Raw genomic sequence first — 26,801 nt, 5'->3', positions numbered from 1 at the left:
AAAAGAGTTCTAAAATCGTTACATTTTTAAGGTTGTTTGTATACACTAAGTAAAAAAAGATTGGGTGAAAATGATGCCGGAAAACAACAGCATGCATCAAATCGAAACAGCAGCAAAAGAATGGCTTGAGAAACGGGGCGTCAAGATTTCGGATATTGCTGATCTTGTCTACGTACTACAGAAGAAATATCATCCAAACTTGACAAAAGAAGAATGTGAAGAGAATGTCAACCGGGTCATGAAAAAACGCGAAGTTCAAAACGCCGTGATCACAGGGATTCAATTGGATATGCTGGGTGAGCAAAGAAAGCTCATGGAACCGCTCCAAACCTTAATCGAGACAGATGAAAGCCTGTACGGCGTCGATGAAATCTTATCCTTCTCCATTGTGAATTTGTATGGATCAATCGGTTATACAAACTATGGATATATCGATAAAATCAAACCGGGAGTGCTCGCACGTTTAAACGATAAATCAACAGGCGAATGCCACACGTTTTTGGATGATATCGTCGGAGCGATTGCGGCAGCCGCATCCAGCAGACTGGCGCATCGAGCAAAAGATGCGGAATAAGCCATTAAAAAACACTTGTCCTTAAAAGACAAGTGTTTTTTTTGCGGTTTAGATGCGATCCATCCAGTCTGTTAAAGAATCAATGACATATGTCGGCTTTTCCTGATAGGCTTCAAGGTGTTCTTTTTTGGTCACGCCCGTATGAACGAGAAGCGTGTCCATCCCGGAATTCATTCCCGCCATAATATCCGTATCATAATTGTCACCGACCATCAGCGTTTCACTGATATCTGTGCCGAGCACCTTCATCGCCTGCTCCATGATGATCGGCTCCGGCTTGCCGATAAAAATAGGCTCTGTCTGCGTAGAAACGGTTAATACTGACGTGAGAGAACCATTGCCCGGCAATAGTCCTCTTTCTGTAGGAATGGCGATATCGCCGTTAGTCGAGATGAATGTAGCGCCGTTGCGGATGGCAAGGCAACCGACGGCTAGCTTTTCGTATGTAATGCCGCGGTCGATACCGACGACGACGAAGTCGGCGTCTTCTTCGCCGAATGCCAGTCCTTTTTCCTCAATGGCCTGGCGGATGCCTTCCTCACCGATCACATATACGGAAGCATCCGGTTTTTGTTCGGCGATAAAATTGGCGGTCGCCATGCTGGTTGTGAATACCTGGCTCTCTTCGGCCGGAATATCAAATGAAACAAGCTTGTCCGCCACTTGCTTCGGCGTGCGCGACGAGTTGTTAGTGACGAACAGATACGGGATGCTCCGTTCTTTCAGCTTCCTTACGAATTCGCATGCTTCTTCGATTTTTTCCGTCCCTTTGTACATTGTTCCATCCAGATCAATTAAGTATCCTTTGTATGTTTTCATGTTGTACACTCCAGTTTTGTTTAGTGCGGTTTGAATGCGGATACCGGACCGAGCTCATGGTTTAAATAATCACGGATCCGCGCCGGAAATTTCTCAAGCGTTTCCGCATGCCTGCTGAGCAGCATGTCCAATTCTTCATGGTTGACATTCAAGTAGTCTTGAACCAATGTCTTCCGATAGGCGATCAAATGTTTCAGACTGTCGCCTTCCGCTTGGCTGACAACCTTTTCATCGGTCAGTATATCCATAATGTCGTCATAGCTTCCAGGATCTCTCATAATAAAGCCGTCAATCATATCGTTCCCTATATCCAATATACATTCGATCAGCGTGTGGCCGATTCGTTCGAGCGCTTTTTTTTCGACGTCGGAAGTCCATTCCTCCTGTGTTTGATAAAGCCGCAGCTCCTCTTCCAGGAAGTTCAGCGTGTTTTCGATTTTGTGTCGATCGACAAAATACATCATCAGAGCATCCCCTTTTATGATCGCTTATTTTCGCAGACGTTTTAAAACAAAGTAGGCACATCCGAAATTACAGTACTCGTAAATATATTCATCAAGCGTGCTGATCTTCGTATCAAATGTGGCCTTTTGATTTTGATCGTCAAAAAAGCCTTTCAGCCTCAGCTGGCTGTATCCCCAATCCCCGACGATGTAGTCATATTTATTTAAAATGTCGGAGTATCTGGCTTTAAACGCTTCTTCGTTAAAACCGTTTTTCACATCTTTGACGACTTCAAATGCAGCGTTCTGAACGACAATCATTCTTTTCACCTCTTTTATATGATAATTCAAACCCGTGCCGCCATCAATTGCTAAGAATAAATCCTCCCCGTTGGAAAAGCTATAAAAGAGGAGGAAAAGCAGAATGAATAAAAAAATTCTTTTAGCAGGGCTGCTGGCGGTGCCTTTAGCAGGATGCCAGACAGCCTTAAATGATACCGAACACAATATATATGACGAAGACGGAAATACCGTTCACGTTGCAGACAAGAACCCTCAATATCATGAAAAGTTCAGAAATGACAACCGGAAAGGCAGATTCGGATATGCGCGCCATCAGGCAACTCCAGTCGCAAACAAGGAAGAAATGCAGGCGCCTCAAATTGATCGGGAAGAAATGGCGCATATTATATCTAGTTTAACGGTTCAGCTTCCCAATATTCAAGATGCCTCAGCACTTGTGACAGACGAAGAAGCGCTTGTCGTGTACAAAACGGACTCCGGGCAGCGCGAACAGACGGCTGACCAAGTTAAAAAGACGGCGGCATCCGTCATTCCGAGGTATTACCACATCTATATTTCCGATGATCCGGATATGATGCAATCCGTCGCCAACTTCAGCCGGCTTGGAGCCAATTCAAGAAACGTTGATCAGCTGATGGCCGATACGATTAAGGAAATGCAAAAATCGCCGCAAGGCAAAACAACGACAGGTACAGATGAAAACGGCCTTGACGGAAAAGGAAAAGCGACCGAATCCTGACCTGAAAATAAATAAGAAAAACGCCAGCGCAAACGGCTGGCGTTTTTTCATCCAATGTTATGCCTGTGCCTGGCGTTTTTTAGACGCTTCATTCACCTGTTCATCGGCATGGTATGAAGAGCGGACGAGCGGCCCTGCTTCACAGTGGCTGAAGCCTTTTTCCATGGCGATTTCTTTCAGTTCGGCAAACTCGTCAGGATGGTAATATTTCTGTACTTTAATATGTTTTTTGGACGGCTGTAGATACTGGCCGATTGCCATGATGTCGACGTTGTTCGCAAGAAGGTCGTCCATTGTTTCGATGATTTCTTCTTTTGTTTCGCCGAGGCCGATCATGATGCTGGATTTCGTCGGGATGTCCGGCTGCATCTCTTTGGCGCGGCGCAAAAATTCCAATGATCTTTCGTATGTAGCTCTCGCACGGACTCTCGGCGTCAGGCGGCGGACCGTCTCAATATTATGGTTTAAAATATCCGGACGCGTATCCATCAGCGTTTTCAAATTATGATAGTCTCCGCCCATGTCAGACGGGAGAACTTCGATTGTTGTAAACGGGCTTTTTCTCCGGACGGCGCGTACGGTTTCAGCGAATACCCCTGCTCCTCCGTCTTTTAAATCGTCACGGGCAACGGCTGTAATGACCGCGTGTTTCAGATTCATGATGCTCACAGAATCCGCGACTCTTTCCGGCTCATTCAAGTCAAGTTCTGTCGGCAGCCCCGTCTTCACCGCACAGAAGCGGCAGGCTCTCGTACAGACTGATCCGAGAATCATAAAGGTTGCGGTACGTCTGACGGCCCAGCATTCGTGGATGTTCGGGCATTTCGCCTCTTCACAGACCGTATGGAGGTTGTTTTCCCGCATTAATTTTTTTAAGCCCGTATAGTTTTCATTTGTGTTCAGCTTGATCTTAAGCCATTCGGGCTTTCTTAGGTGCTCGTCTTTCTTTGCCAATTCCATCATCTCCATTGTGGATTGTAGTCATGTTCAATACGAAATTTGTGACATAGCGCCGGATGTGTCCCTCTGCTTTGGAACCGCTTAAATTAAAATTGCTAAATCTTCATCTTTAGTCACTTTAACATAGTACAGATTTGTGAACAAGAGCTTGATTAGTCAAGATGGAATTTCTAACATTTTCTTATTATCGATTTCCGCAGATGTCACAAACTAACCGTATTCAAACTGAAAGGAGCTAAGGACACTGTGAAAGCTGTATTATCCGTTCTCATCCTCCTTTTGCTCATATCGCAGCCGTGCGCTCTTGCAAAGGAGAAAAAAGAGCCCGATCTGCAAAAGAGAATGGCCCTTTATCATAAAACAGAAGCTGCAACCCATATTCCTTGGTATGTTTTCGCGGCTGTCGACCAATACGAAATCAACATCCGCAAAAACCGCAAGGACTTGCCGAAGCAAAAAGGGCACACCGGGATATATATTCCGCAAAGCGTGTGGAGCGGACCTGAAAACCCCAACCCGAAAGATACATCGCCGCTCAGCATCAAGGTTTTTGACGGAATTGGAATGGACGGAAACGGAGACGGACTGGCGGAACCGGATCAGGATGAAGACGTCCTTTATACGTTTGGACAATACTTGTTGACATACGGAAGAGACATAGAAAATATCCGCATCGGCCTGTGGGAGTTTTACGAAAGGGATCAGACGGTCGGCATCATATCAGGCTTTATCAGGCTTTTTCAAAAATACGGCCACATTGATTTGAGCAAGCACGCCTTTCCTCTTCCCGTAAGATCAGATTACAGCTATAGAAGCACATGGGGAGATGCCCGCGGATTCGGGGGCAGGCGGATTCACGAAGGGACGGATTTGTTCGCCCATTATGGCCTCCCCGTCCGGTCGACATGCTACGGTATTGTTGAAATGAAAGGCTGGAACCGTTTCGGCGGTTGGCGGATCGGAATCAGAGACATCAACAATACGTACCATTATTTCGCTCATTTGAACGGATTCACAAAAGGCTTGAAAGTGGGAGAAATCGTCGAACCCGGCCAAGTGATCGGCTCGGTCGGAGCAACGGGATACGGGCCGCCGGGGACATCGGGAAAATTCCCGCCCCATCTTCACTACGGCATGTATAAAGACAACGGAAGAACCGAATGGTCTTTTGACCCTTATCCTCATTTAAGGGCATGGGAACGGAAAGAGCTTCGAAAGAAAAAATAAAAGACATCCCTATTTCAGAAGAATAGGGATGTCTCAGCTTGTCGACAAAGCCACAAAAAGTGGCTTGATCGACAAGCTTTTTTTGTTAAAATGTGAGTGAAATCTAGTTTTTGGAGGTTTTTCCATGTTGTCTAAGCACTCTAAAGATCAGCGCGAACAGCTTGAAGTCTTTGCCTTAAGTGAACTTGTCCCGGAAGACCATCTGGTCAGGAAAATAGAAGAAGCTATGGACTTTTCTTTTATTTATGAAAAAGTTGCTCCCCTTTATTCTTCAAAAGGGCGCCCAAGCATTGATCCCGTTGTATTGATCAAAATGGTTCTGATTCAGTACGTGTTTGGCCACCGCTCGATGCGCGAAACCATTAAACGGATCGAAACCGATGTCGCTTATCGCTGGTTTATTGGATATGGATTTTCTGAAAAAATCCCTCATTTTTCAACCTTCAGTAAAAACTATGAGCGCCGTTTTCATGATACGGACCTATTTGAAACAATCTTCTATAAAATCTTGCGTCAGGCCATGGATCTCGGTCTTGTCGACCCGTCGGTCGCCTTTATCGATGGAACCCATGTCAAAGCCAATGCGAATAAGAAAAAGTTTGTGAAGAAGATTGTGAGAAAAGAAACAAGAGCTTATCAGGAACAATTAGATCGAGAAATTAATGCCGATCGCGAAGCCAACGGCAAAAAGCCCTTAAAGCCCAGGCAATGCTCAGAAGAACGGGAAATAAAAGAAAGTACGACAGATCCTGAGAGCGGTTATTTTGTAAAAGGTGAACGGGAACGTCTTTTTGCTTATGGTTTTCATACAGCTTGTGACCGGAATGGATTTGTGCTGGGGACGGTTGTTGAGCCTGCCAATATTCATGACAGCCAAGTGTTCACGACCCTGTTTCAACAGGTGAAAGAGCACGTCGCCAAGCCTCATACGGTCGCAGTTGATGCCGGATATAAAACGCCGTTTATCGCAAAATTTCTAAGTGATCAAAATGTCCATCCCGTCATGCCCTACACCCGACCACAAACTAAAAAAGGGTTCATGAGAAAACATGAATATGTATACGATGAATATTACGATGCTTATATTTGCCCTGACGATCATGTTCTGACATATCGCACAACCAACCGTGAAGGCTATCGGATTTATGCATCAGATCCAAACCGATGTGAACACTGTTCTTTTTTGAAGCAATGTACGGAAAGTCGAAATCATCGAAAGATGATTCACAGGCATCTCTGGCAGGATCATTTGGATGAAGCCGACCATCTTCGCTACACGGATGAGAATAGGCGAATCTACGCCAAACGCAAAGAAACGATCGAACGGGTTTTTGCGGATTTAAAACACAAGCATGGCCTGCGCTGGACAACCCTACGGGGTAAGAAAAAATTGTCCATGCAGGCGATGCTTGTTTTCACTGCCATGAATCTCAAAAAGCTGGCGAATTGGACTTGGAAAAGTCCAATTCGCCAGCATTCTCATCGAAAAAACAGAATAAATTGGACAAAAATAGGTCGGATTATAAAAATCCGACCTATTTTGTCAACAGTCTGAGACATCCCTATTTCAGAAGAATAGGGATGTCTTCTTTTCAGAGATTAACCGGCTTGGCTTTTCTTGCTTTTCACAACCGCATTGATGATGCTTGCGGCCAAGCCTCCCCAAATAATGACGATGCCGATAACCATCATTGTTATAGATGCGCCGTTCATGAGGAAACCTCCTTGTCATGTTGAAATGGCGTATATTTCAGTTCGTTCTTCCATTTTGAAAGTGAAAGAATAAACCCGGCTGCGATCGCTCCAACAGCGACGCACCATCCCCATTTCAGGAGAAACTCTACCGGCAGATCACCGTAGGCTGTTGTGATATTCGTCTTGATATTATCAAACATCATATACCCCAGAACAATCGGTGTGACGACGCTCAGGCAGATTCTCCACCAGGCGCCGAGCTGAATGTCGGAAACCGAATTGGCGTGAGCCTGCAAAGCTTTCAGCTCTTTCGCAAACCATGCAATCGCAACGACTTCGATCAATCCGGCAAGCGCCACTCCGAAATTGTTGATAAAGTAATCGGCTGCATCGAGAAAGAACAGTCCGCCTTTTGTCGCAAATACGAGCGAACACAATGCAGCAGCCCCTCCGCCGAACAGGACGGCTTTCCGCCGCGGAACGTTGAACTTATCCTGAATCGCGGCAACATATGTTTCAGAGATCGAAATGAGAGACGACAGACCTGCCAAAACTAGCGAACCAAAGAATAAAAACCCGAAAAGCACATTAAACGCCGGAAACTCATTGATGATTTGCGGAAAGACGACGAACGCCAAACCGATTCCGGAAGAGACGACCTCTTTAACTGGAACGCCCTGCTGCGCGGCCATAAAGCCCAGCGCACTGAATACCCCGATCCCGGCCATCAGCTCGAACGACGAATTCCCGAAGCCGGTGATGAACGCATTGTTTGTAACATCGGATTTTTTCGGCAAATAGCTGGAATACGTAATCATGATGGCAAACGCGATCGACAGACTGAAGAAAATTTGGCCGTATGCCGCCACCCAAACTTTTCCGTTTGTTATCTGGCTCCAATCAGGCGTGAAAAACGCATTCAGCCCTTGAGCAGCCCCGTCAAGTGTAATCGAATAAATGACGATGATTAAAAATAAGACCACAAGCAGCGGAATGAAAATGCGGTTCGCAATTTCGATTCCTTTTTTGACTCCGGCAAATAAAATGCCTAAGGAAACAATCCAGACAATCGCGAGCGGAATCAGGACGCCCGGCACGAAGCCTCCGAATTGCCCGATGGCTCCTCCTCCAATATCAACTCTGTTTAAATATTCAGTCATTAGAAAATTTTCTGTATCTTTACCCCAGCCTAAATTGAAAGAAAAGACAGTGTAAGAAATGGCCCATGCCACGATCACGGCATAATACGTCGAGATGACAAATGAGATGGCGACCTGCCACCAGCCGATCCACTCCTTTCCTTTCCCCATCCGGGCATAGGATAGCGGGGCTGAGCCCCTGTATTTATGGCCGATTGTAAATTCCATGATGAGAAGAGGGATTCCTGCTGTCAAAAGCGCGAACAAATATGGCAGAAAGAACGCGCCTCCTCCGTTTTCATAAGCTACAGCCGGGAACCTCCATATATTCCCCAAACCGATCGCAGAACCGACAGCTGCTAAAATAAAACCCGCTCTTGTTCCCCATTGCGGACGACTATCCATAAGCTTCCTCCTTTACCTTATTGAAACATCTGAAAACAATGAATTTTCTAATAATTATTATTATTGAATAGTATATACAGTCTTTTTGCCTAAGTCAAAGTATTTTTTTAAGAAAATAGACACATTCTTTTTCCAGGACGCAAAAAAAAGCATTCTGCCTGATGTGTGCAGAACGCCTGGAAATCATTGCTTATTTTGTTCCTTTTTTTGTTCTGTTTTTTCATCCTTTGAAGGGATTTGAATCGATGGCGCCGTCTGGCTGCCGTTGCCGCTGTAGAAGTCGGGTACTTCGCCGTGCACGGCTTGAATCGTTGCCGGAATCGTATTTTTGACAACCGCCGTTTTTGTCGCAAACGGTATGACGACACGGACCTTGACTTCGACAAGAATCCCAATATTAATTAATGCATTATTAATTCCGTACGGTTCCACACTTTTTTTGAAATCTGTAAAAACATCTCCTACAACATTAAAGCGCACCGGTATTTTCGGCCCGAGGTTTCCAAGCAGGGAATTTCCCGTTGTCTGGCCGAGAGGAATTTGATAAATCACGCCATCACTCTTGTCTTCCGGCGTTTTCGCAGAAGAATTAAATTCTTCTGTTTCCGTTACTTTCAAATTTTCATGCAGCCGTTTCGTAATCTTGGTCTGCATATCGCGAACAACATGGGAATTGAAATTGATCGTTGTTACTTTCCCGTTTTCATTTGTCTTCATTTCGACCATGTTTTGCACATTTTCATCTTGGTTCATATAATCCTCGACAGCTTCCTGGATGACGTGCGTCGCAATCCGGTTCGTTTCCATTTCAGCGATGTTCAGAAGCGTCGGTTTGATGGATGAGTTGATGATCAACAGGCTGACGGCCGTTGAAAAAATAAAAAATACAAACGAAAGCAGCATGACATATCGAAAAGGCAAAGGTCCTCTTTTTGACAGAGGGCCGCGAAATCTTCGCAAGCAAAATCCCCCCTTACATCACAAGTGTATGCTTGTAAGAGGGGATATACGATTCAATCAGACAACTTTATTTCACCATTTTTAAAAGGGCTTCTTTTCCGCTCATTCCGGGATGGATGCCGAGCTCTCTGGCCGCATCGGTTACAGATTCGAGCGGCGCTTCGAGAAGCTGATCGATCGTCCGCACGCCGACGGCTCTGGCGGCGACGATTTTCCGTTCTTTTAATTTATCATTCAGCAGGGCGACGTCAAGCGCTCCGCACATAATATATCCATGGTCATTGGTTACCGCCATAAAGTTCGTTTTCGGCAGTTTGACCGTTACAGCCGTAAACGGCTGATCTTCTATCATAATTGGAGTTAAATTTACCATCGCAATCCCTCCTTTACCATTAATGTATGATAAAGCGGGAGACATGTTCCGGTTTGCCCCGAATCTTAGAGCATCTGTATTAGAACCGGTTTGCTTTTTTAAGCTTCCAGGCGAGCAGATCGCGCAGGAATTCAGGCATAAAGTACTCGATATCTTCCGCATCGCGGATCGCCGGAAACAGCGTTCCGAGTGTAAACATATCAATCGTGGCGATCGTGTAGAACGCATCATCTTCAATGTCCGTTCCGTTGACAGAGAGCTTTTCCGGGTCAAGGCCGGCATACAACATTTTCCCCATCACTTCGCCGCGAAAACCGAGCCCTTTAATTCGCAGTTTCTCGGTTTCTTCCGATGATGCATGGAAGATGACCTCTTTCAGCTCACGTCCCGTCAGCTTCAGTTTGACCGGATTAATCGGATGCGGACAGATGCGGTGAACATCCGCTTTCGTCACCGGGCCTTGTGATAGAGACTCCAGTACAATGCCTGAGTTGACCATTCCGATTTCCGCCTCACACCATTCCTTTAAGGCGTCTGCCAGCATTTGCGGAAGGGCGCTTCTCCGGAACCAGGCGGTTTCAAGGATGTTGTCCAATGTCGCAATTTCTTCTTCAAGCAGATGTCCGGCTTCTTTCTCTTTTTCCTTCAGAAAACGAATCGTCTCCTCTGATTCTTCGTTCCATTCTGCCGTCTTCATAACGGTTGCTGTGATGTTCTCAAGCGTTCCGTTATACGTCAGTTCAACATGACCGACATAGTTCCCGTATTTTTCAGCGCAGGCCAGCATAACGCCGTCTTTCATCATCCCTTCTTCAAGCAGGTGATGGGTGTGGGAGCCGAGAATCAGGTCGATTTCGGGAAAAGCCTCCGCGACGCGCTGATCATCCAAAATGCCGAGGTGTGAAAGAAGAATGACAGTATCGGCTTTTTCTTTGATTTCACTGAGCATCTCGCCGATGCTTTCAAATGCGTCTGCAACCGTCCAGCCAAGCTGCCGGTAGATCGGATAATACGGGACTGTCACACCGAGAATGGCAAGAGTTGCACCGCTCTTCACCTTTTTGAGCACATACGGTGCTGCCCAGCCGGGCCTCTTCCCTTTTTCGTCAAACAAATTGGAAACAACGACAGGAAACTGTGCGTTGTCATAAAGTGTATCCAGCTCCTGATGCGGCAGTGTAATTCCTTCATTATTTCCGATCGTTGCAGCATCATACTGCAGACGGTTCAACAGCTCCACATTCGCTTTTCCGAAGGTGGCCTCAGATATCGGATGGAATCTGTCGACATGATCGCCGAGGTCGAACAAAAGCACTTCTTCCCCCTGCTCTTCATGTTTTTGTCTTTGTGTCTGAATATAATCGACGATTTTCGGCCAGTTTTCAAAATGGCTGTGCAAATCGTTCGTATGGTAAATATGGAGCTTTTCCGTCATGCAAATCTCTCCCTAACGTTTAACTAAACACGCCTTGATAGATTAATCTGATTCCGATGATGATCAATACGAACCTCATGATCAATACGATCGTCTTTGTTTGCATCTTTTTATTAATGTAGGCGCCGAGCTGTCCGCCAAACCAGGCGCCCGGGATCAATGCGAGCGCATAAAGCCAGTTGACATGGCCCGCGATGACATGGCCGGCAGAGCCCGCGACAGATGAAAGGAAAATAATAAACATCGATGTCGCAACGGCGACCCTTGTCGGAAATAAAAACAGAAGAATCATCGCCGGCACCATCAGCGAGCCGCCCCCGATGCCGAAAAGCCCGCCGAGGAAGCCGACGACAAAGGCGATCGCGATTCCGGCTAAAGGATGATATGAATACGTATATTCCTGTCCTTCATCCCCTGTGAACGTTCTGATAACGCCCGTATGCTTTTTCTCGGCAGGTTTCACCCTTTTCTTTATCATTAAGGAAAGGGAAATGAGAATCATAAAAATCCCGAACCATAGAGAAAACGAGTCTGAGCTGAAATATGTCGATATATGGGCACCTGCGATGCTGCCCGGCCCCGAGCCGATGAAAAAAATAAGACCGCTTTTATAATCTACGGTTTTATACTTCATATACGCAATCGTTGAAGAAAGCCCTGTGAATATGATGACAACCAGCGACGTGCCGACCGCCATTTGCGGTGTCACATGGTCAAAGAGCGTCGGCAGCCCCGCCAGAAAAAGGAGCGAGGGAACGATGACGATCCCTCCGCCGAGCCCGACAAGACTGCCGATGGTTCCCGCGATAAATCCGAGTATGATCAAAATAAGATATTCCATAAAATAAGTCCTCTTTTCTAGCTGAATAAATCGAGCTGCCTTGGCGTAAGCCCTTTGTATTCAATATCAAGCAGCTCCTTCATTTGCTTTCCGTTTTGAGCCGCATCACCGCCTGAATTGTTATTAAACAGCACGTAAACGTTTTTCGACTGCTGTTCAAGCAGCTCAAGGTTTTTCTTCCAGTCTTTTAATTCTTGTTCATTATATAAATATAAATATCTGACCTCACGCCAATTTTGCCCGGAGGACGGCCTTAACCAGCCTTCCTTGTTGCGGCCGTGAAAACGGACGAGCGTTTTCCTGCTGTCAGTCGCATGAAGAACCGTCGGTATGCTGCCTTCGCCCGCCTGGGGTTCATCGCAAATGCTGTGAATCCATTGCTGTTCCTCCATAAAAGCGAGCGTTTTGTCGTAAAACTGGGGCATAAACCATGACCGATGCCTGAATTCAAGCGCACACGGTATATCTCCCATTTTCTCTTTTACCCATCTTAAATAATTGACGTTTTCTTTTTTGCAATCAAACCATGGCGGAAACTGAAAGAGGACCATCGCCAGCTTGCCCGCTTTTATGTATGGCGTTAACGAAAGCTTAAAAGCAGCAAACATGTCGTCTTTCGTTTCAAAGGGGATTTCCCCGCGCTGATGCCCCGTCATTCCCTGATATGCCTTAATGATAAACTGAAAGGTTTCCGGCGTCTCCTTCACCCATTTTTCATTGTTCCGCTCGGGCTGAATCGCGTAAAAGCTCGCATCAAGCTCGACGATCGGAAAATGCGCCGAATAGTGGATCAGCTTGTTTTGACTGCTTGTTTTGGGCGGATACAGGCTGTCATGATCCCCCCATCCTGTTAATCCAATATAAATCAATGCAGTTCACCTCTTCCTTTAGTTTATCACAGGTTTTTTTCGAAAACTTGATCCAGGTCTGCTTGTAGCATTTCCTTTTTCAGCGGCGGAATACTTGAACATGAAAAAGAAGCCGGATGTCCGGCTTCTTTTAACGGGCTTTCTTCGGAAAAAGGGTAAAGCTGAAACTGTACAGAAAATCGATGGCAAGGATGATCGACCATAAAGAAGCGATGTGGATTAACGGTTCCGTTCTTTCCGGGTCGCCGATGAACAGATGCATCCCGGCCAGCAGCGCCGCCCCGATCAGCCATGCGATAAAATGCCGCAACCAGCCTTTGCGCTCTTTTTTGGCGTGTTCCTTGCCGTACTGCGGGCCTTTGTCAGGCTTCGGACCGCCGGCAAAGCGATAGGCGAACCTTTCATCCGCCCATTTGATCATGCGGCTTCCGAACGCAATGCTGACGCCGATATAAACGGCGGCGAGGCCGTGCAAAACATCCGCTTGCGCCCCATTGTACAGATCAAGCGCCGTTGCAGCCAAAAGCAGCAAATCCAAAACCGGTGTGCATGCAAACATGATCAAACCAGCCTTTTTCCAGCCTGCCATATAGCGAAAAATAAGGCCAAGCAGAATAAAAATCCAAAAACCGATCTCACAAGCTATAATCAATAAACCAATCACCTTTTATCCGCCTCTCTTTTTAACACATTTGTACTAAAAAATTATAACACATATGTATTAAATAATACACCCGTGTTATAATGTGTGTATGCCAAAAATAGTTGATCACGAAAAACAAAAAGAAAAAATTGCCGAAGCGGTGTGGAATGTGATTCACAGAGATGGACTTGAACATTGCACCGTCAGAAATGTCGCTAAAGAAGCCGGACTTTCGGCCGGATCGATGCGCCATTATTTTCCCCAACAGTCTGAGCTTTTCATTTATTCAATGAGGCTTGTGGCAAACCGGGTCAAAACGCGGATTGAGAGCATGACATTTAACGGTACACCGGCTGAGAACGTCAAACAGCTTCTTTTTCAGCTTATGCCTCTTGATGAGGAGCGAAAACTGGAAATGGAGGCATGGTATGCATTTACGGCCAAATCGCTCAGCGATCCGGAGCTCAAACCGTTAAGAAAGGAGATGAATGAAGGCATTTATTCAGCCTGTAAATCGGCTGTTGAAATGCTGGTGAATACCGGTGCCAAACCGGGGATCGATGTTCTAAAGGAAACCGAGCACCTGTACGCCCTTGTCGACGGGCTGGCGCTTCATTTGATCATGGCCCCTGAAAGGCTGACGGCTGAAATGATCGATTCTGTATTGGCCGGTTATTTAAGATCGTTGGAATAGGCACAGATCGATCGGATTGCACCAAAAGAGACTTACACAAAACCACGGAAAAGCAGGCCTCTCAGCCTGCTTTTTTTGATTAATTCTCTTGTTTTAGATTCTCACGGATGTCGCAAAATTGTTTTTTTCTGGTCATCCCACAAAAAACAGCCTGATCACAGGCTGCTTTTTGCGCTTCAGTGAACCGCTTTTGCTTCTCTTTCGTCTGCCTTAAAAATGTATTGACGCACTGCCGTCAAGCACGCCCGGCTCAGCAATCAGCCCGCCGACGCCGATATCAGTTTTCCTTACGCCTTCCGGGCACACGACGGAAGCGCCTTTCAAAAGCAAGTCAAACGTTTTCATGAGATTAGCCTACTCATGATAGAAATCCAGAGCCGCCTGAAGCGCATTTCCCGGCGATACTGAAGCACCTGTGCGAATGAGAACCGCTTCGAGAGCAGCCAATGTAAAAAGAACATTTTCTTTCCGGCAGCTGTACCCCATTGTCCCGATTCTCCATATCTTTCCGGCCAGCGGTCCGAAAGAGCTGGCGATTTCGACGCCGAAGTCGTCAAGCATCATCTTCCTGACAAGGTCCGCGTCAACCCGATCAGGCACTTTCACACAAGTGACGGTCGGCAGCTTTTTCCGGCCTTCCGTAAACAATTCGAGACCCATCGCTTTGATGCCCTTGATTAGCGCTGCTTCATGCAGCCGGTGTCTTGAGAACCGCTCGCGGAGCCCCTCCTCAAGAACGACCCGCGCTCCTTCACGCAAACCGTACAGCATCGAAGTCGCTTCTGTATGATGATTGAGGCGCCTCGGGCTCCAATAATCCATCAGCATGCCGAGGTCAAAATAATTGCTGGAAATCGGCAAGCGTCCTGTTTCAAGCTCGATATCTTCTCTTGTGGCAATGCCACGTTCTACCTTTTTCCTTTCATTGATGCGCTTTTCAACCCGGCTGTTAAATGTGATCGGCGCCATCCCGGAAGGAACGGATAAACACTTTTGCGTACCTCCGACGACCGCGTCAAGGCACCATTCATCAGTATTGACATCCGTGCCGCCGATCGTAGCCACCGCATCGACTACACAAAGCACATCAAGCTCCCGGCAGGCCCGGCCGATTTCTTCAAGCGGCTGAATGCATCCCGTTGACGTCTCGCCGTGCACAACCGCGACGATCTCCGGTTTCATCCGTTTGATTTCGGAGATGATCTCTTTCGGTTCAAAAACGTCTCCCCACGGGCATTCCATTGTATAAACATCCGCCCGGTACCGTTCGCAAATTTCGGCCAGCAGATAGCCGAACCGTCCGAAAATGGGAATGAGCACCCGGTCCCCCGGTTTGATGAGACTGGCAAGGACGGCTTCAAGCCCGGCCCGCGATGTCCCGTCTATCGGAAATGCCCATTTATTTGTCGTTCGGAAAATCTGCCGGAGCAGCGCCATGACGTCATTCATCATGTCTGTAAATGCAGGATCGAATTGTCCCAGTACAGGTGAGGAAAGCGCCCTCAGCACTCTCGGATGAACCTCGACAGGACCGGGAGTCATAATTGTCCGTTTCGGAATATTCATTTCGCCAATTGTCATGTGAAGAAACTTCCTTTCTTTTTTCTTGTTATATTTCTTTACAACTCTCTATATAAATACAAGTTTACTGGTAACATGAAAAATAAACATCGGCATAAATGTCACAAATCCGCTCATTTTTTGTTGATAATGACTAAAATGACAAAGGAGGTCTGTACAGATCAATGAATATCTATGACATGATGAAACTCCCCGTGTTTAAAGGCGCAACGCTTGCCGCCGGAAAAACGGGAGGGACCCGGAACATCGAACACATCAATATGATGGATGCGCCAGATATTGCCGATTATCTGCATCACGGCGAGCTCCTCGTCACGACCGCATACCATTTAAAAGACCGGCCTTTTTTATTGAAGGAATTGATTGAAAGGATGATCAGGCGGGGCTGCGCCGGACTCGGCATCAAAACGCGCTTTTTGCAGAAAATACCCGACGAGGTGATCAAGCTTGCCGACGAGCGGTCATTTCCGATCATCGAGCTAAATAAAGATGTCCGCCTCGGTGATATTGTCAATCATACACTGAGCCATATTTTGGACAAACGGACGGCAGAACTCGAACAGGCCATCACCGCCCAAAAAAAGTTCACAACCCATATTATGAGCGGAAAAAGCATTCAATCGCTCTTGCATAACGTCTCTGCTGTTTTGAAGCTTCCCGTTCTTCTTTTCAATCAGCATCTCAAGCCTATCGCCTCCTCAAAAGCGGATGCCGCCGGGACGCTGTCGCATTATGAAGGAATATTTCAAAAAGGAAACAGGACGGGGCTCACCTGTTTTTCAACGCTTCCCGACAAACAAACCTATTCGGTATTTCCGATCTATACTCATGAAAAAAAATGCGGCTTCCTCGTTGTCTGCGGGATGATTTCCCCTTCAGACAAAGGCTTGCTGTTAACCCTCGAACAAGCCGCCAATGTCATCGCCTTTGAGCTGCTGAAGGAAAATGCGCTCAAACAATATTTGCGAAGAGCACGGAACGAGTTTTTCAGCAATTTTTTGGACGGCGCCTTTTCCTCTGCTGAAGAAATTAAAAACCGGGCCAAAGAATTTCAGCTCAAGTGGGATCAAAAATATGTGTGCATTGCGGGCAAATTGGACCGGCGCGAAAAATCGCTCAGCTTCACGGAAAATCAGCTTGAATCAGATTCCGTGTTCGAACGCCTGGAAGAAGAGCTGGTTGACTTTCCGTTCCCTCCGCACCTTTTCACAAAGGGAAATGTCTGCTTCCTGCTGGCCGAAGCGACGGACAGCTGGGCTGAACTGAATGCAGACGTCGGTGGATTTTTAAAGACGTTTCAGCGTCATGCAGCGGAGCACTTTCAGCGGACAATCTCTTTCGGAATCAGCAACCTCAGCCATCAGCTGAGCGACGTTCCGCACATTTGCAAAGAAGCCGTCGACGCGCTCCACTCCGGCCATTTGTCCGGCAGCACAGAGTTCATCCAGACGTACCATATGAAAGACGTCTCTGAGCTTTTGCGCATGATTCCGGCTGATGATTTGAAAACATTTTACACGCATGCACTGCATCAGCTTGCCAGCCTGCCGAAGGAAGACCAGGGGCTCCTGCAAACATTGTCCGTCTATCTGGAAACGCACTGTCAGATTTCTGAAACGGCTAAGCGCCTGTATGTCCACAGAAACACAGTCATCTACAGGCTTGAAAAATGCGAAGAATTGCTCGGGAAAAGCCTGAAAGATGCGGACACAACCCTGCGCTTGAGACTGGCGCTCAGAATTCAAATGCTGCTTGGATTGTGAGAAACTCCAACAGCAGCAACCGGAGAAAGTTAAGCCATACCGGCATTGCTGATGATTAGACATTCACCATAGAAAAAAGCCGGCATATGTGCCGGCTCCCTTATACTTTTTCGGGAATTGCGCGCGTCTGCTGCTTCCGCCCCCAGCTGACTGCCGCCAAAAAGCTGAGCACGAGAACGACCGCACCAAAAATATATGGAATTTCCACGTTCACATCGAATAACAGACCGGCCACCGTCGGTCCGACAATGTTGGCAAGGCTCATAAACGCATTGTTCATGCCTGCGGCAAAGCCCTGTTCATCACCGGCCATTTTTGAAATCAGCGTATTAATTGCCGGACGAAGGATGGACGTCAGCATGAAGAAAACAATTGTTGCACCGAAAACGAGCCAGTACGAACCGGCAATCGAGCAGACGGCAAGCGCTGCGGCTGAACCGATCAGCGTCATGTTCATCAGCTTTTTTTCGCCGAAGCGGTTCGTCAGCATCCCGAGGGCCACCGCCTGGACGAACACGCCGATCAAGCTTGCCGCTGTAATGACAAAGGCAATGTCTCCCGGTGTAAAGCCGTGCTTATGATCGACATAAAGGCTGAATACCGCCTCAAAATTCATGATCCCGAAGTTCAGGATGAACACGAGGACAAACAGAAAAGCATACGGCGATCGCAGCGCGCGCGCCATTTGCTTAGGAAGCGGTTCGCGCTTTTGAGCGGAGCGGCGCTTTTCAAGCATCTTTTCTTGACTGAGCGTTTCCGGGAGGACAAAAAGCGATAAAACCGTCGCCAAGCCGGCTAATCCGGCTGACACGTAAAACGGAAAAGTGAGCCCGTACGCAGCCAAATATCCGCCGGCTCCCGGACCGATGACAAAGCCGAGAGACATCGCGGCGCTGATCAGCCCCATCCCTTTGCTTCGATCCTTTTCCGATGTGATGTCGGCGATGTAGGCAAACATGGCCGGCACCAAAAACGCCGCTCCCGCTCCGCCGAGAAGGCGGGAAACAAACAGCAGCCACATCTGGCTCGCCAAGGCGAAAAGCAACTGGGAAACCGCAAACGCACCGATGCCTAAAATGATCATTTTCCGTCTTCCGTATTTATCGGTCATTTCCCCGGCAACGGGCGAAAACAGCAGCTGGGTAATACCCGAAGCCGCAATCAGCAACCCGAGCGTGCTGCCTGACGCGCCGAATTCTTCTATAAACGTAGGCATGAGTGGAATAATCAAGCCTATACCAAGCATAACGATGAACACGTTCAGCATGAGAATATACAATCTGGCCATTTTTTTCATCCGCGGATACCTTCCTTAAAGCCCGATAATACCGGACAATCTTAAATTCGATCAATTACTAAATTAGTATATCCACAGATAGGTTCAAAGTCTAGTTTTTTCATATTTTTGCATATTTTTTCTTCTGAAGGAATGATGGGAAAATAAAAAAGCGGAGGATTCCCCCGCCTTTTTATCCATTTACGACCAGCCGACAGCGTTAGCAAACAGCAGGAAAAGCACGGCCGCTCCCATCCAGAGGCAAAACAGCGGAAGGATGAATCGCAGCCACTTGTTCCAGGCAATCCGGCTGATCGCAAGCGTCGCCATAAAGTAACCCGATGTCGGAAAGACGATGTTTGAAAAACCGTCGCCGAATTGGAAAGCCAGAATTGCCGTCTGCCGCGTAATTCCGACAATATCAGCCAAAGGCGCCATAATCGGCATCATTATTAAAGCCTGTCCGCTTCCGCTTGGAACAAAAAAGTTAAACAGCATCTGTGTGAAAAGCATCGCCGTAACCGTTAAATAAGAAGGAAGCTGTGAGACCGCATGAGACAAGCCGTAAACAATCGTATCCATGATCTGCCCGTCGGCCATAACGACCGCAGCAGCTCTTGCAATGCCGCAAATCATCGCCCCGACGAGCACTTCTTTAAAGCCCTCATTAAAGGACTCGGCAATGTCTCTCGAGCTCATGCCGGCAATGTAAGCAGGAATGATGCCGAGCGCCAGGAAATAGCCCGCCATTGTCAGCATATCCCACCTGAAATAAATGACACAGCCAATCAAGCCGGCAAACAACCCAAGCGCCGCGATACCGGCCCATTTCACCCGTCTGCCTGCTTTAAAAGCAGGCACCGCTTCTACTGCTTCTTTCCCCGTCAGGCTTTTTTCAGGATGCGCCCTGACCTTTTCCGCATATTTGAGCACATATACAGCGGCAATCGCCGTAATGACAACAAAGATGACCGCCCTGTACCCCATCCCTGAATAAAGCGGGAGACCGGAAATCATTTGTGAGGTTCCTACGGTAAAAGGGTTTGTCAAAGCGCTCGTAAAGCCGGCGATCGTCCCGCACAACGCAATTGCTGCTGCTGTCATCCGGTCATATCCGAAAGACAGCAGCAGCGGAAGAATGACAGGGACGTAAACGATGGAAAGCTCAGGCGTCCCGATAAAACAGGAAATGCCGGAAAAAACGAATATTAAAACAGGTGTAACGAAAACCGGTTTGTTCCTGAACTGATCCGCCAGCAGACGGACACCGAGCTCAATGACAGACGCTTTCCGCAGAACGGCAAAAGCGCCGCCAATCACAAATGTAAACACGATAATCGGAGCCGCTTCTGTCATCCCTTTCGGAACAGCCGTAAGCAATCCCAAGATATCAACCGGCGTCTGTTCGATCCGTTTGTAGGACGCCGGATCAATCATTTCCCTGCCGTCCGGACTCTCCACCCGTTCATATTCGCCTGCCGGAATCACATATGTCATAAGCGCCATTAGACCAATCATGACAGCCAGAATGACATAAATATGCGGAAATTCCTTTTTGCGTTTTTCATTCTTGTTCACGTCTTCTGTTTTGTAAGCCGGCATTCCCATTTTTGATCATCCCCTTTTCCATGTTAACTTTTTTAACATATTAAATGATTACAGCATTAATCGCATTGAAAAACCCTCTAAATTTCAGCATGTTTTCAGTTAAAATACCTAAATCTACACGGCCAATCCAGAAAATCGTCATATTTTCTATCAAGTATTAAGCCGACAATCTCGACTGTTCCTTTTCTGCATTTTCATGTAAAGTCATAAGAAAGATCAGCATGTAAAGGAGAGAGTTCACATTGCAACAGTGGATTAAAGAAGTCGCAAGAGGAAAAAGGGGCGCCCGCGATTTAACTTACGAAGAGGCCAAGCAGGCTGCAGAAGCGATCGTTACGGGAAATGCCAGCCCCGTCCAGACCGCCGCATTCTTAATAGCGGAGCGGATGAAAACAGAGTCCCCTGAGGAATTGCTCGCGTTTACCGAAGCATTGCGGAACAGCTCGAAAACATTGAACCTTTCCAAAGCTGTAAAAGATGCGGTCATCGATTTTGCGGGACCTTACACAGGAAGACATTCTTTTTTAGCAACCATTCCTGTCTCGCTCCTTCTCGCAGGAAACGGAGTCCCCGTGTTTCTCCACGGCAGTGATGCATTGCCGCCCAAATATGGAACGAGTGTAAAAAATGTCCTAGACAAACTCGGAATCCCCTCTGAGACTGATCCTGCGCAAACGGCACACTCACTGGAAGAGGCCTCAATCGGATTCGCAGCCGCCGAAACATTTTGCAAACCGTTTGTTCGGATGAGGAAAATTCGCGAAGAGATCGGCGTCCGCACCGTGCTGAATACAGCTGAAAAACTGGTCAACTTCTCTGATGCCGACAAGCTCATGATGGGCGCGTTTCACCGGACGGCCATTCAGAAAATGCATCCCGTTTTTCAGCACTTGACGTACAAAGAAGTGTTCATTGTCCAGGGGGCGGAAGGCTCGGAAGACGTACCGGTCCACAGAGGCAGCTTTGTGTTTACGATAAAAAACGGCGTGATCGATTCCTTTATATTAAAGCCGGAAAAATTCGGGCTTTACGCAGATGAAGCAAAGCTCAACAAACCGCTGTCTGCTGAGGAACAGGCGGAAAAAATAACGGCCGTTCTCGCCGGAGATGAATCGGCCGATACCGAATACGAAAGAAAACAAGTCATCATGAATACCGCATTGCGCTATTATTTGTTCGGACACTGCGCGGCCATTGAAGAAGGCGTCCGAACGGCGGAAAAACAGCTGAAAGAAAAAGCCGGCCTGGAAGCCCTCGAGAGGTGGAAAGCTTCATTTACAAGACCGTAAGAAAACCGTAACCAAAATGATATTTCCTTTTCATGAAAAGATTGGATAATGGAAGAAATGAAAAGGAGGGAATCGAAAGATGAACCGAAAGTGTCTCATACCGTTTATTTTGATGCTGTCAGCGATGTGCGCGCCCACCCAAAACGCAGAAGCCTTCCAGTTGTTTTCCTTACACGTCCAGCCCCATCAGTCCTCGGCTCCGGCGGATTACTATGAACAGGCGCAAGGCAAAACAGGCGAAGCTTTAAAACAAGCGCTTCACGACACAATCGACGATCATAGAGAGCTTTCTTACAGCGAGGTATGGGAAGCGCTGAAAGCAACGGACGAAGATCCGGCCAATCGAAATAACGTGATTCTCTTATATTCCAGAGAGTCGCGCTCTAAACAGGCGAACGGGGGGCAAACTGGCGATTGGAACCGCGAGCACGTATGGGCAAAATCGCACGGTGATTTCGGAACAAGCAAAGGACCCGGAACAGATTTGCATCATCTCAGACCCAGCGATGTGCAAGTAAACGCCGCCCGCGGAAACCTTGATTTCGACGAAGGCGGCAGCCCCTATCCCGGTTCTCCCGGAAACCGCTATGACGGCGATTCCTGGGAACCTGACAAAAGCATTAAAGGCGATGTCGCCAGAATGATTTTCTATATGGCGGTCCGCTATGAAGGGGACGACGGCCAGCCGGATCTTGAAATGAACGACACAACGAACAACGGATCTAAACCGTACCATGGAAAAATGTCGGTTTTATTGAAATGGCACCATGAAGATCCTGTCGATGCCCTTGAAAGAAAGCGGAACGACATCATCTATCAGCAATACCAGCATAACCGCAATCCATTCATTGATCACCCTGAATGGGCGGAGGATATTTGGGGCTCAGGCGTTTTGAATTGAACAAAAAAAGCGCCTGCCCGGCGCTCTTTTTTTAAACCTCTCTTTTTTTGTTCAGCACACCGATTTTAGGGCCAGTTCAAATTCATGGTATCCCGCGCGCCTGCAAATATTGGATTCAAACGCTTGTCAAAACGTCTCCTTCTTCAGCATGTCGAGAATGTCAAACAGCGTATGTTTGATGACAAATTTGCGATACTCAGCGGAACCCTGCGCATCGTCCAAAACAGGGCCGGGAAAGCGGCTGATCGCCTTTTCCACCCTTTGATCTACAGGGAGCGATTCGTCATTCAACGCAGATTCCACTTCTGATGAACGAAACGGAAAAGGGCAGACACCGCTAAATGCACAGCGGACGCGTCCGTCTATTTCAAGAGCTGAAATCGTCGCCAAAGGATATCCCGTATCCCATTGCTGCCTCACTTTTATGCTTGCAAAAGGCTGATGAAGATAGCGTTCTTCAATCAAAAGGAAAATGAGGATTTCTCCCTTGTTCAGCTTCAGCTGCTGATCGAATACGTCGTGAATCAAATAGCGCTTTTCCCCCTTGTCTCCGATCGTCACCACTTTGCTGTCGGTTAATAAAAAAGGCAGCACTGCTTCGCGGTAAAAGATCTGCCCGCAAATATTGCCGCCAAGCGTAATCTTATTGCGCGCCGTATGGTCGGCCACTTCCCTTACCGCTTTGCTCAACAATGGAAAGCCGCCGTTTTCCGTGATCTCTGTCAATGTTAATGCTGAGCCTAAAGCGAGGTGGCGCCGTTCAAATTGCAGAGTTCTGCACTCAGGTATGTCTTTAATATCGATAACGGCATTTGGATGAATCACACTCAGCCGTCCTGGTATTAAATGTTCTGTTCCGCCGGAAAAATAAGCCGGCTTTTTCCCCTTGCGCTCCAAGCTTTGAAAGAGCTTTACCGCTTCCTGCGCAGATTGGGGCCTGTAATACTCAAAGTCAAACTGGATCATGGCGACCCTCCTTTTACTTTCCAAATTTGTTCGGGAATCAGAGGCGGCCGATTGAACCGAACACCTGCCGTTCAAAAAAAACCGGCATGCACTACGAAGAAAGTCATATGGTTTTCTCAAAATTTTCCTCCATGGATTTATATTGAAAAATTTTCTATTTTAAAACTATAAACAAGAAAAAAGTTCACTCTAGCTTCTAGTGAACTTTTTTTTGCAACATGATTCAACTTTCAAGCGCGCCGGCCGGATCATATAAAGCGATATCAAGCTCAGGCTCTTCTCCCAAGGCGAGCCTTGCCAATTCCGCGCCAAGGTAAGGACCTGACGTGAGCCCTGAAGCGCCAAGGCCGTTGGCAACAAGCAGCCCGCAAATGTTCGGCAATGAGCCGATCACGGGGAGAAAGCCTGGTGTAAACGGCCTGAATCCTACACGCGTCTCAAGCAGCTCACTCAATTCCAAACCCGGCGCAACAGCAAGCGCCTTTGAGAAAATTTCGTGAAGGCCGCCAGCCGTTACCCGAAGATCATCAAGCTCCGCTTCATTTTCGTGAGTAGCGCCGGCAACGATCCGGCCGTCTTCAAATGCCAATATGTATTGGTCATTCGGAGGCATCACAACAGGCCAGCTGCCGGTATCCGCATCCGGAAGACGAAGATGAACAATCTGCGCTTTTTGGTGGCTGACTGAAAAACGCACGCCGAGCGGCTTCAAAAGCTCGTCCGCCCAAGCGCCCGCTGTGACCAGCACCTGATCAGCGTATATTTTTTTGTCCGCTGTGGAGATCCCTGTTACCCGGTTTCCTTCATAGAGCAATGAAGCGTTTCCGGCAACAACTGAAGCTCCGTATTTCTGTGCGGCATTCACAAGTGAGCGGCGGAGCAATTTTCCGTTTACGCGCGCGGCGCCGCTGATATGAACCGAGCCGTACCCCTCTGCCAAAGGCGGAAATAAACGCTTCGTTTCCTCATGGGATAAACGGGTGATCTCGCCGATTTCAGGGGCATCCTTGCGCCTGAGATGCGCCCGTTCTTCCATTTTCTCCAGCTTTCGCTCGTCTGTATGCAAGCTGATAGCGCCTGTCCGTTTATACCCCGTATCCGATTCTCCGTCAGCTTCAAGCTGCTTGATTAAATCGGCGTAGTACGCCGCTCCGCCTTTTGCAAGCTTGTACCATGCCTGGTTTCTGCGCTGCGAAAGCCAGGGGCAGACGATTCCTGCCGCGGCATCTGTAGCCCTTCCCCGCTCTCCGCGGTCAATCAAGGTCACTTCCGCGCCCTTTTTTGCAAGATGATAAGCGGCAGAAGCGCCGAGGACGCCCGCTCCGACTACAATAAAAGATTTCATGATTAACACCTTTTTCATTTCTGTTTATTTACAAATATAACGGATCACATCGATGGAACACAACCTAACCAACGGCTACCGATATCACGCCAAGCACCATAAAGACAGCCGCGACAATTCTAAGCCGTCCGAAACCTTCAGACAAAAGAACCGCCCCCATCACCGTTCCGATTAAAATGCTGATTTCCCGAACCGGTGCCACATAGCTGACCGGAGCAAATACCATGACACTCAGCGCCAAAATATAAGCCAAAGAGTTAAAAACCCCCACCCCGACAGCTTCCATCCGGTGATGCTTCCACTCAAAGCGGACTTCGCTCCAGCTTTTCGCGGCAAAAGGAGTCAATATGATCAGACGGCCGAGCGTATTGCAATAATCAAGCAGCAACGGCGGAATGAGAAACCGGCTGACCGCTGCTTTATCAAGGAGGGTATATGCGGCAATAATACCGCCGACCGCCAGCCCGTAAAGAACCGGTGTGAGCGAGCCTGATTCTTTTAACCGCTTGACTCCCCCTGTGAAAAAAAGAATGCTGATCACAATCAAAAGAATCCCTGTTATTGCGGGCAGCGTCAATGACTCGCCAAAAAAGGCGACCGCCAGCACGCAGGTGAGCAGCGGGCCAGTTCCTCTCGCAATAGGGTAGACGAGGGAAAGGTCGCCCTTTTTGTACCCTTTTTGAAGAACAAGAAAAAAGCCCAAGTGTGCAAGGATGCTCGCCATGATAATGGCAAGCTGCCAGATGCCGATCTCAGGCTTTTCATATATGACAACACCTATGGCCAACGGCGTGTAGACAACGGCTGCAATCGCTGTGAACAGCCAGATAAATGGAACGCCTCCATCGGCTTTTTTTGAAAGGTAGTTCCATGATGCATGGATAAATGCAGAACATAATAATACACAAAAACCCACGGCAGTCATTACACAGCCCTCCGTTCATCATAATGGAGCTCAATGTTTGATGACAATGTAGCGCTTCAATTCCCCATGCCATTTCTTTCCTTTAACAGCATCCACCCAGACGTCATACTTGCCCGGTTTCAGCTTTTTCGTCGGGAAGCTCACCCGAAAATGAGATTTTCCGCGTGTTAAATGAACATCTCGATAGATCAGGACAGTTCCTTTTTTATTGATCAGCCGGACAGCGATCATCGTTCCCGTAACAGGACTTTTTCCAGTGACAACGATCGAAGTGGCTGATTTCGTATATGTATTGGCATCCGTCCTGAATTTCACCGCGCCTTTGGAAGGCATAGCAAAGGCTTCTGTACTCCCGGCAAATGCGGCCAGCAAGAAAACAGCGGCTGTCAACACAGCCTTTTTCAACATTTTCACTGGTCATATCCTTTCTTATACAGTATGAATGTCACATGCTATACCCTTCATTATACATGACAATATGATCTAATAAAGATATTTTACAAGAAGATCCTGTTCTTCTTTTAATGGATAAATACTGTATAAGTGGGTGAAAGGAGGTGATTTAAATGTATGAAGCTAAGGTGAAAAGATTAAGACAGGTATACAAATTGTTGATGAAGATGGGTATTTTCATGATGATCTTTTTCTTGCAGGCAGCCTTGTGGAAATACTCGTCGATCGAATAGCAGCCCGATTTTTTTAACAAATTTGCTTTTGCCTGGAACACAAGGCGCGCTTCATTTTATACCCATTAAATGACAATATATTAAAGAAAAAAGTAATTTAATAATGTATTGCTAGTTCAAGTCGTGAATTCCAATAAAATAAAGCCCTTCTAGCAAAATGAGAAGGGCTGTTTTGACATGCTAATTTGCTGGAATGCGCACTGAATTTATATCAAAATTATTACATCAATAATCAGAGAGTGCTTAGGATTGTAGTCTATCAGCGACTTTAAATGTAGCGTTATCTGATTGTGCAACAGAAACACCTACTATACCTATAGTCCCTATAAACAAAACAACACA

General features: G+C 47.3%; 28 protein-coding genes. 8 read left to right on the top strand and 20 right to left on the bottom strand.

Going from position 1 to position 26,801, the window contains the following annotated elements; all coding sequences use genetic code 11:
- The first annotated feature begins 73 nt into the window (after window positions 1-73).
- On the top strand, window positions 74-574 hold the full coding sequence (locus M1E03_RS04495) for a phosphatidylglycerophosphatase A family protein (RefSeq protein WP_020452842.1): 501 nt from the start codon (window positions 74-76) through the stop codon (window positions 572-574).
- Between the two features lie 48 nt (window positions 575-622).
- On the opposite strand, the gene M1E03_RS04490 is transcribed toward M1E03_RS04495, so the two are convergent.
- From M1E03_RS04490 to M1E03_RS04480, 3 genes are read right to left on the bottom strand one after another with little or no spacing between them, the layout of a single operon-like run.
- Window positions 623-1,393, bottom strand: a complete 771-nt coding sequence (locus tag M1E03_RS04490) for a TIGR01457 family HAD-type hydrolase (RefSeq protein ID WP_128823038.1) — start codon at window positions 1,391-1,393, stop codon at window positions 623-625.
- A 20-nt stretch (window positions 1,394-1,413) separates the two neighbouring features.
- The gene (locus M1E03_RS04485; RefSeq protein ID WP_023856189.1) at window positions 1,414-1,854 is read right to left on the bottom strand and encodes a DUF86 domain-containing protein; all 441 of its coding nucleotides are present in this window, start codon (window positions 1,852-1,854) and stop codon (window positions 1,414-1,416) included.
- Window positions 1,855-1,881: 27 nt separating this feature from the next.
- Window positions 1,882-2,157 carry a YutD family protein gene (locus M1E03_RS04480; protein WP_003184977.1) on the bottom strand — a complete coding sequence of 92 codons (276 nt, stop codon included), beginning with the start codon at window positions 2,155-2,157 and terminating at the stop codon, window positions 1,882-1,884.
- 103 nt (window positions 2,158-2,260) lie between these two features.
- Between M1E03_RS04480 and M1E03_RS04475 the strand changes: the two genes are divergently transcribed.
- Window positions 2,261-2,878 (top strand): YhcN/YlaJ family sporulation lipoprotein, encoded by a 618-nt coding sequence (locus M1E03_RS04475; RefSeq protein WP_020452845.1) that lies wholly within the window; start codon window positions 2,261-2,263, stop codon window positions 2,876-2,878.
- 57 nt (window positions 2,879-2,935) lie between these two features.
- Here the strand turns inward: M1E03_RS04475 and lipA are convergent, their stop codons facing one another.
- On the bottom strand, window positions 2,936-3,832 hold the full coding sequence (gene lipA / locus M1E03_RS04470) for a lipoyl synthase (protein ID WP_023856190.1): 897 nt from the start codon (window positions 3,830-3,832) through the stop codon (window positions 2,936-2,938).
- Between the two features lie 252 nt (window positions 3,833-4,084).
- Here lipA and M1E03_RS04465 point away from each other — a divergent pair, with 252 nt between their 5' ends.
- Entirely contained in the window at window positions 4,085-5,065 is a 981-nt protein-coding gene (locus M1E03_RS04465) for a M23 family metallopeptidase (RefSeq protein WP_023856191.1), read from the top strand.
- A gap of 124 nt (window positions 5,066-5,189) precedes the next feature.
- Window positions 5,190-6,620, top strand: a complete 1,431-nt coding sequence (locus M1E03_RS04460; protein ID WP_020451077.1) for an IS1182 family transposase — start codon at window positions 5,190-5,192, stop codon at window positions 6,618-6,620.
- A gap of 44 nt (window positions 6,621-6,664) precedes the next feature.
- Here M1E03_RS04460 and M1E03_RS04455 read toward each other — a convergent pair whose 3' ends face one another.
- The 8 genes from M1E03_RS04455 to M1E03_RS04420 form a co-directional block, all read right to left on the bottom strand.
- Window positions 6,665-6,778: a methionine/alanine import family NSS transporter small subunit gene (locus M1E03_RS04455; protein ID WP_075213876.1), complete on the bottom strand. Its 114-nt coding sequence runs from the start codon at window positions 6,776-6,778 to the stop codon at window positions 6,665-6,667.
- Window positions 6,775-8,304, bottom strand: coding sequence for a sodium-dependent transporter (locus tag M1E03_RS04450; protein WP_458110696.1), 1,530 nt, complete (start codon window positions 8,302-8,304; stop codon window positions 6,775-6,777). Before M1E03_RS04450 ends, M1E03_RS04455 begins: the two co-directional genes overlap by 4 nt.
- Before the next feature lie 183 nt (window positions 8,305-8,487).
- A complete protein-coding gene (gene yunB, locus M1E03_RS04445) occupies window positions 8,488-9,264 on the bottom strand; it encodes a sporulation protein YunB (protein ID WP_035337643.1) in 777 nt (258 codons plus the stop codon).
- A 67-nt stretch (window positions 9,265-9,331) separates the two neighbouring features.
- Window positions 9,332-9,637 (bottom strand): YunC family protein, encoded by a 306-nt coding sequence (locus M1E03_RS04440; RefSeq protein WP_023856194.1) that lies wholly within the window; start codon window positions 9,635-9,637, stop codon window positions 9,332-9,334.
- Between the two features lie 79 nt (window positions 9,638-9,716).
- The gene (locus tag M1E03_RS04435) at window positions 9,717-11,072 is read right to left on the bottom strand and encodes a bifunctional metallophosphatase/5'-nucleotidase (protein WP_146875217.1); all 1,356 of its coding nucleotides are present in this window, start codon (window positions 11,070-11,072) and stop codon (window positions 9,717-9,719) included.
- 19 nt (window positions 11,073-11,091) lie between these two features.
- Window positions 11,092-11,913 (bottom strand): sulfite exporter TauE/SafE family protein, encoded by an 822-nt coding sequence (locus M1E03_RS04430; RefSeq protein ID WP_020452850.1) that lies wholly within the window; start codon window positions 11,911-11,913, stop codon window positions 11,092-11,094.
- A 17-nt stretch (window positions 11,914-11,930) separates the two neighbouring features.
- Complete coding sequence (locus tag M1E03_RS04425) at window positions 11,931-12,782, bottom strand: DUF72 domain-containing protein (protein WP_020452851.1); 852 nt, start codon at window positions 12,780-12,782, stop codon at window positions 11,931-11,933.
- 130 nt (window positions 12,783-12,912) lie between these two features.
- Entirely contained in the window at window positions 12,913-13,446 is a 534-nt protein-coding gene (locus M1E03_RS04420; protein WP_041817309.1) for a membrane protein, read from the bottom strand.
- Between the two features lie 88 nt (window positions 13,447-13,534).
- Between M1E03_RS04420 and M1E03_RS04415 the strand changes: the two genes are divergently transcribed.
- Complete coding sequence (locus tag M1E03_RS04415; protein WP_020452853.1) at window positions 13,535-14,119, top strand: TetR/AcrR family transcriptional regulator; 585 nt, start codon at window positions 13,535-13,537, stop codon at window positions 14,117-14,119.
- Window positions 14,120-14,329: 210 nt separating this feature from the next.
- On the opposite strand, the gene M1E03_RS04410 is transcribed toward M1E03_RS04415, so the two are convergent.
- Together M1E03_RS04410 and M1E03_RS04405 are read right to left on the bottom strand one after the other, a co-directional pair.
- A complete protein-coding gene (locus M1E03_RS04410) occupies window positions 14,330-14,464 on the bottom strand; it encodes a hypothetical protein (protein WP_261379714.1) in 135 nt (44 codons plus the stop codon).
- Between the two features lie 9 nt (window positions 14,465-14,473).
- Window positions 14,474-15,700: a pyridoxal-phosphate-dependent aminotransferase family protein gene (locus M1E03_RS04405; protein WP_161517361.1), complete on the bottom strand. Its 1,227-nt coding sequence runs from the start codon at window positions 15,698-15,700 to the stop codon at window positions 14,474-14,476.
- Between the two features lie 164 nt (window positions 15,701-15,864).
- On the opposite strand from M1E03_RS04405, the gene M1E03_RS04400 reads away from it, so the two are divergent.
- Entirely contained in the window at window positions 15,865-17,463 is a 1,599-nt protein-coding gene (locus tag M1E03_RS04400) for a PucR family transcriptional regulator (RefSeq protein WP_096748307.1), read from the top strand.
- Between the two features lie 100 nt (window positions 17,464-17,563).
- On the opposite strand, the gene M1E03_RS04395 is transcribed toward M1E03_RS04400, so the two are convergent.
- Together M1E03_RS04395 and M1E03_RS04390 are read right to left on the bottom strand one after the other, a co-directional pair.
- Window positions 17,564-18,760, bottom strand: coding sequence for an MFS transporter (locus M1E03_RS04395; protein ID WP_020452856.1), 1,197 nt, complete (start codon window positions 18,758-18,760; stop codon window positions 17,564-17,566).
- Window positions 18,761-18,940: 180 nt separating this feature from the next.
- Window positions 18,941-20,347, bottom strand: a complete 1,407-nt coding sequence (locus M1E03_RS04390; protein WP_026580077.1) for a YfcC family protein — start codon at window positions 20,345-20,347, stop codon at window positions 18,941-18,943.
- Window positions 20,348-20,589: 242 nt separating this feature from the next.
- Here M1E03_RS04390 and M1E03_RS04385 point away from each other — a divergent pair, with 242 nt between their 5' ends.
- Complete coding sequence (locus M1E03_RS04385) at window positions 20,590-21,636, top strand: anthranilate phosphoribosyltransferase (protein ID WP_231692430.1); 1,047 nt, start codon at window positions 20,590-20,592, stop codon at window positions 21,634-21,636.
- Window positions 21,637-21,715: 79 nt separating this feature from the next.
- Complete coding sequence (locus tag M1E03_RS04380) at window positions 21,716-22,537, top strand: endonuclease I family protein (protein ID WP_020452859.1); 822 nt, start codon at window positions 21,716-21,718, stop codon at window positions 22,535-22,537.
- 126 nt (window positions 22,538-22,663) lie between these two features.
- Here M1E03_RS04380 and M1E03_RS04375 read toward each other — a convergent pair whose 3' ends face one another.
- The 4 genes from M1E03_RS04375 to M1E03_RS04360 form a co-directional block, all read right to left on the bottom strand.
- The gene (locus M1E03_RS04375) at window positions 22,664-23,503 is read right to left on the bottom strand and encodes an FAD binding domain-containing protein (protein ID WP_023856203.1); all 840 of its coding nucleotides are present in this window, start codon (window positions 23,501-23,503) and stop codon (window positions 22,664-22,666) included.
- A gap of 223 nt (window positions 23,504-23,726) precedes the next feature.
- Window positions 23,727-24,848: an NAD(P)/FAD-dependent oxidoreductase gene (locus tag M1E03_RS04370; RefSeq protein ID WP_458110695.1), complete on the bottom strand. Its 1,122-nt coding sequence runs from the start codon at window positions 24,846-24,848 to the stop codon at window positions 23,727-23,729.
- Between the two features lie 64 nt (window positions 24,849-24,912).
- Window positions 24,913-25,773: a DMT family transporter gene (locus tag M1E03_RS04365; protein WP_020452862.1), complete on the bottom strand. Its 861-nt coding sequence runs from the start codon at window positions 25,771-25,773 to the stop codon at window positions 24,913-24,915.
- Window positions 25,774-25,803: 30 nt separating this feature from the next.
- The gene (locus M1E03_RS04360) at window positions 25,804-26,187 is read right to left on the bottom strand and encodes a hypothetical protein (protein WP_023856206.1); all 384 of its coding nucleotides are present in this window, start codon (window positions 26,185-26,187) and stop codon (window positions 25,804-25,806) included.
- Window positions 26,188-26,801: the final 614 nt, after the last annotated feature.

This window comes from Bacillus sp. PK6-013 (assembly GCF_054161445.1).
This window is presented reverse-complemented; position numbering and strand designations above follow the sequence as displayed.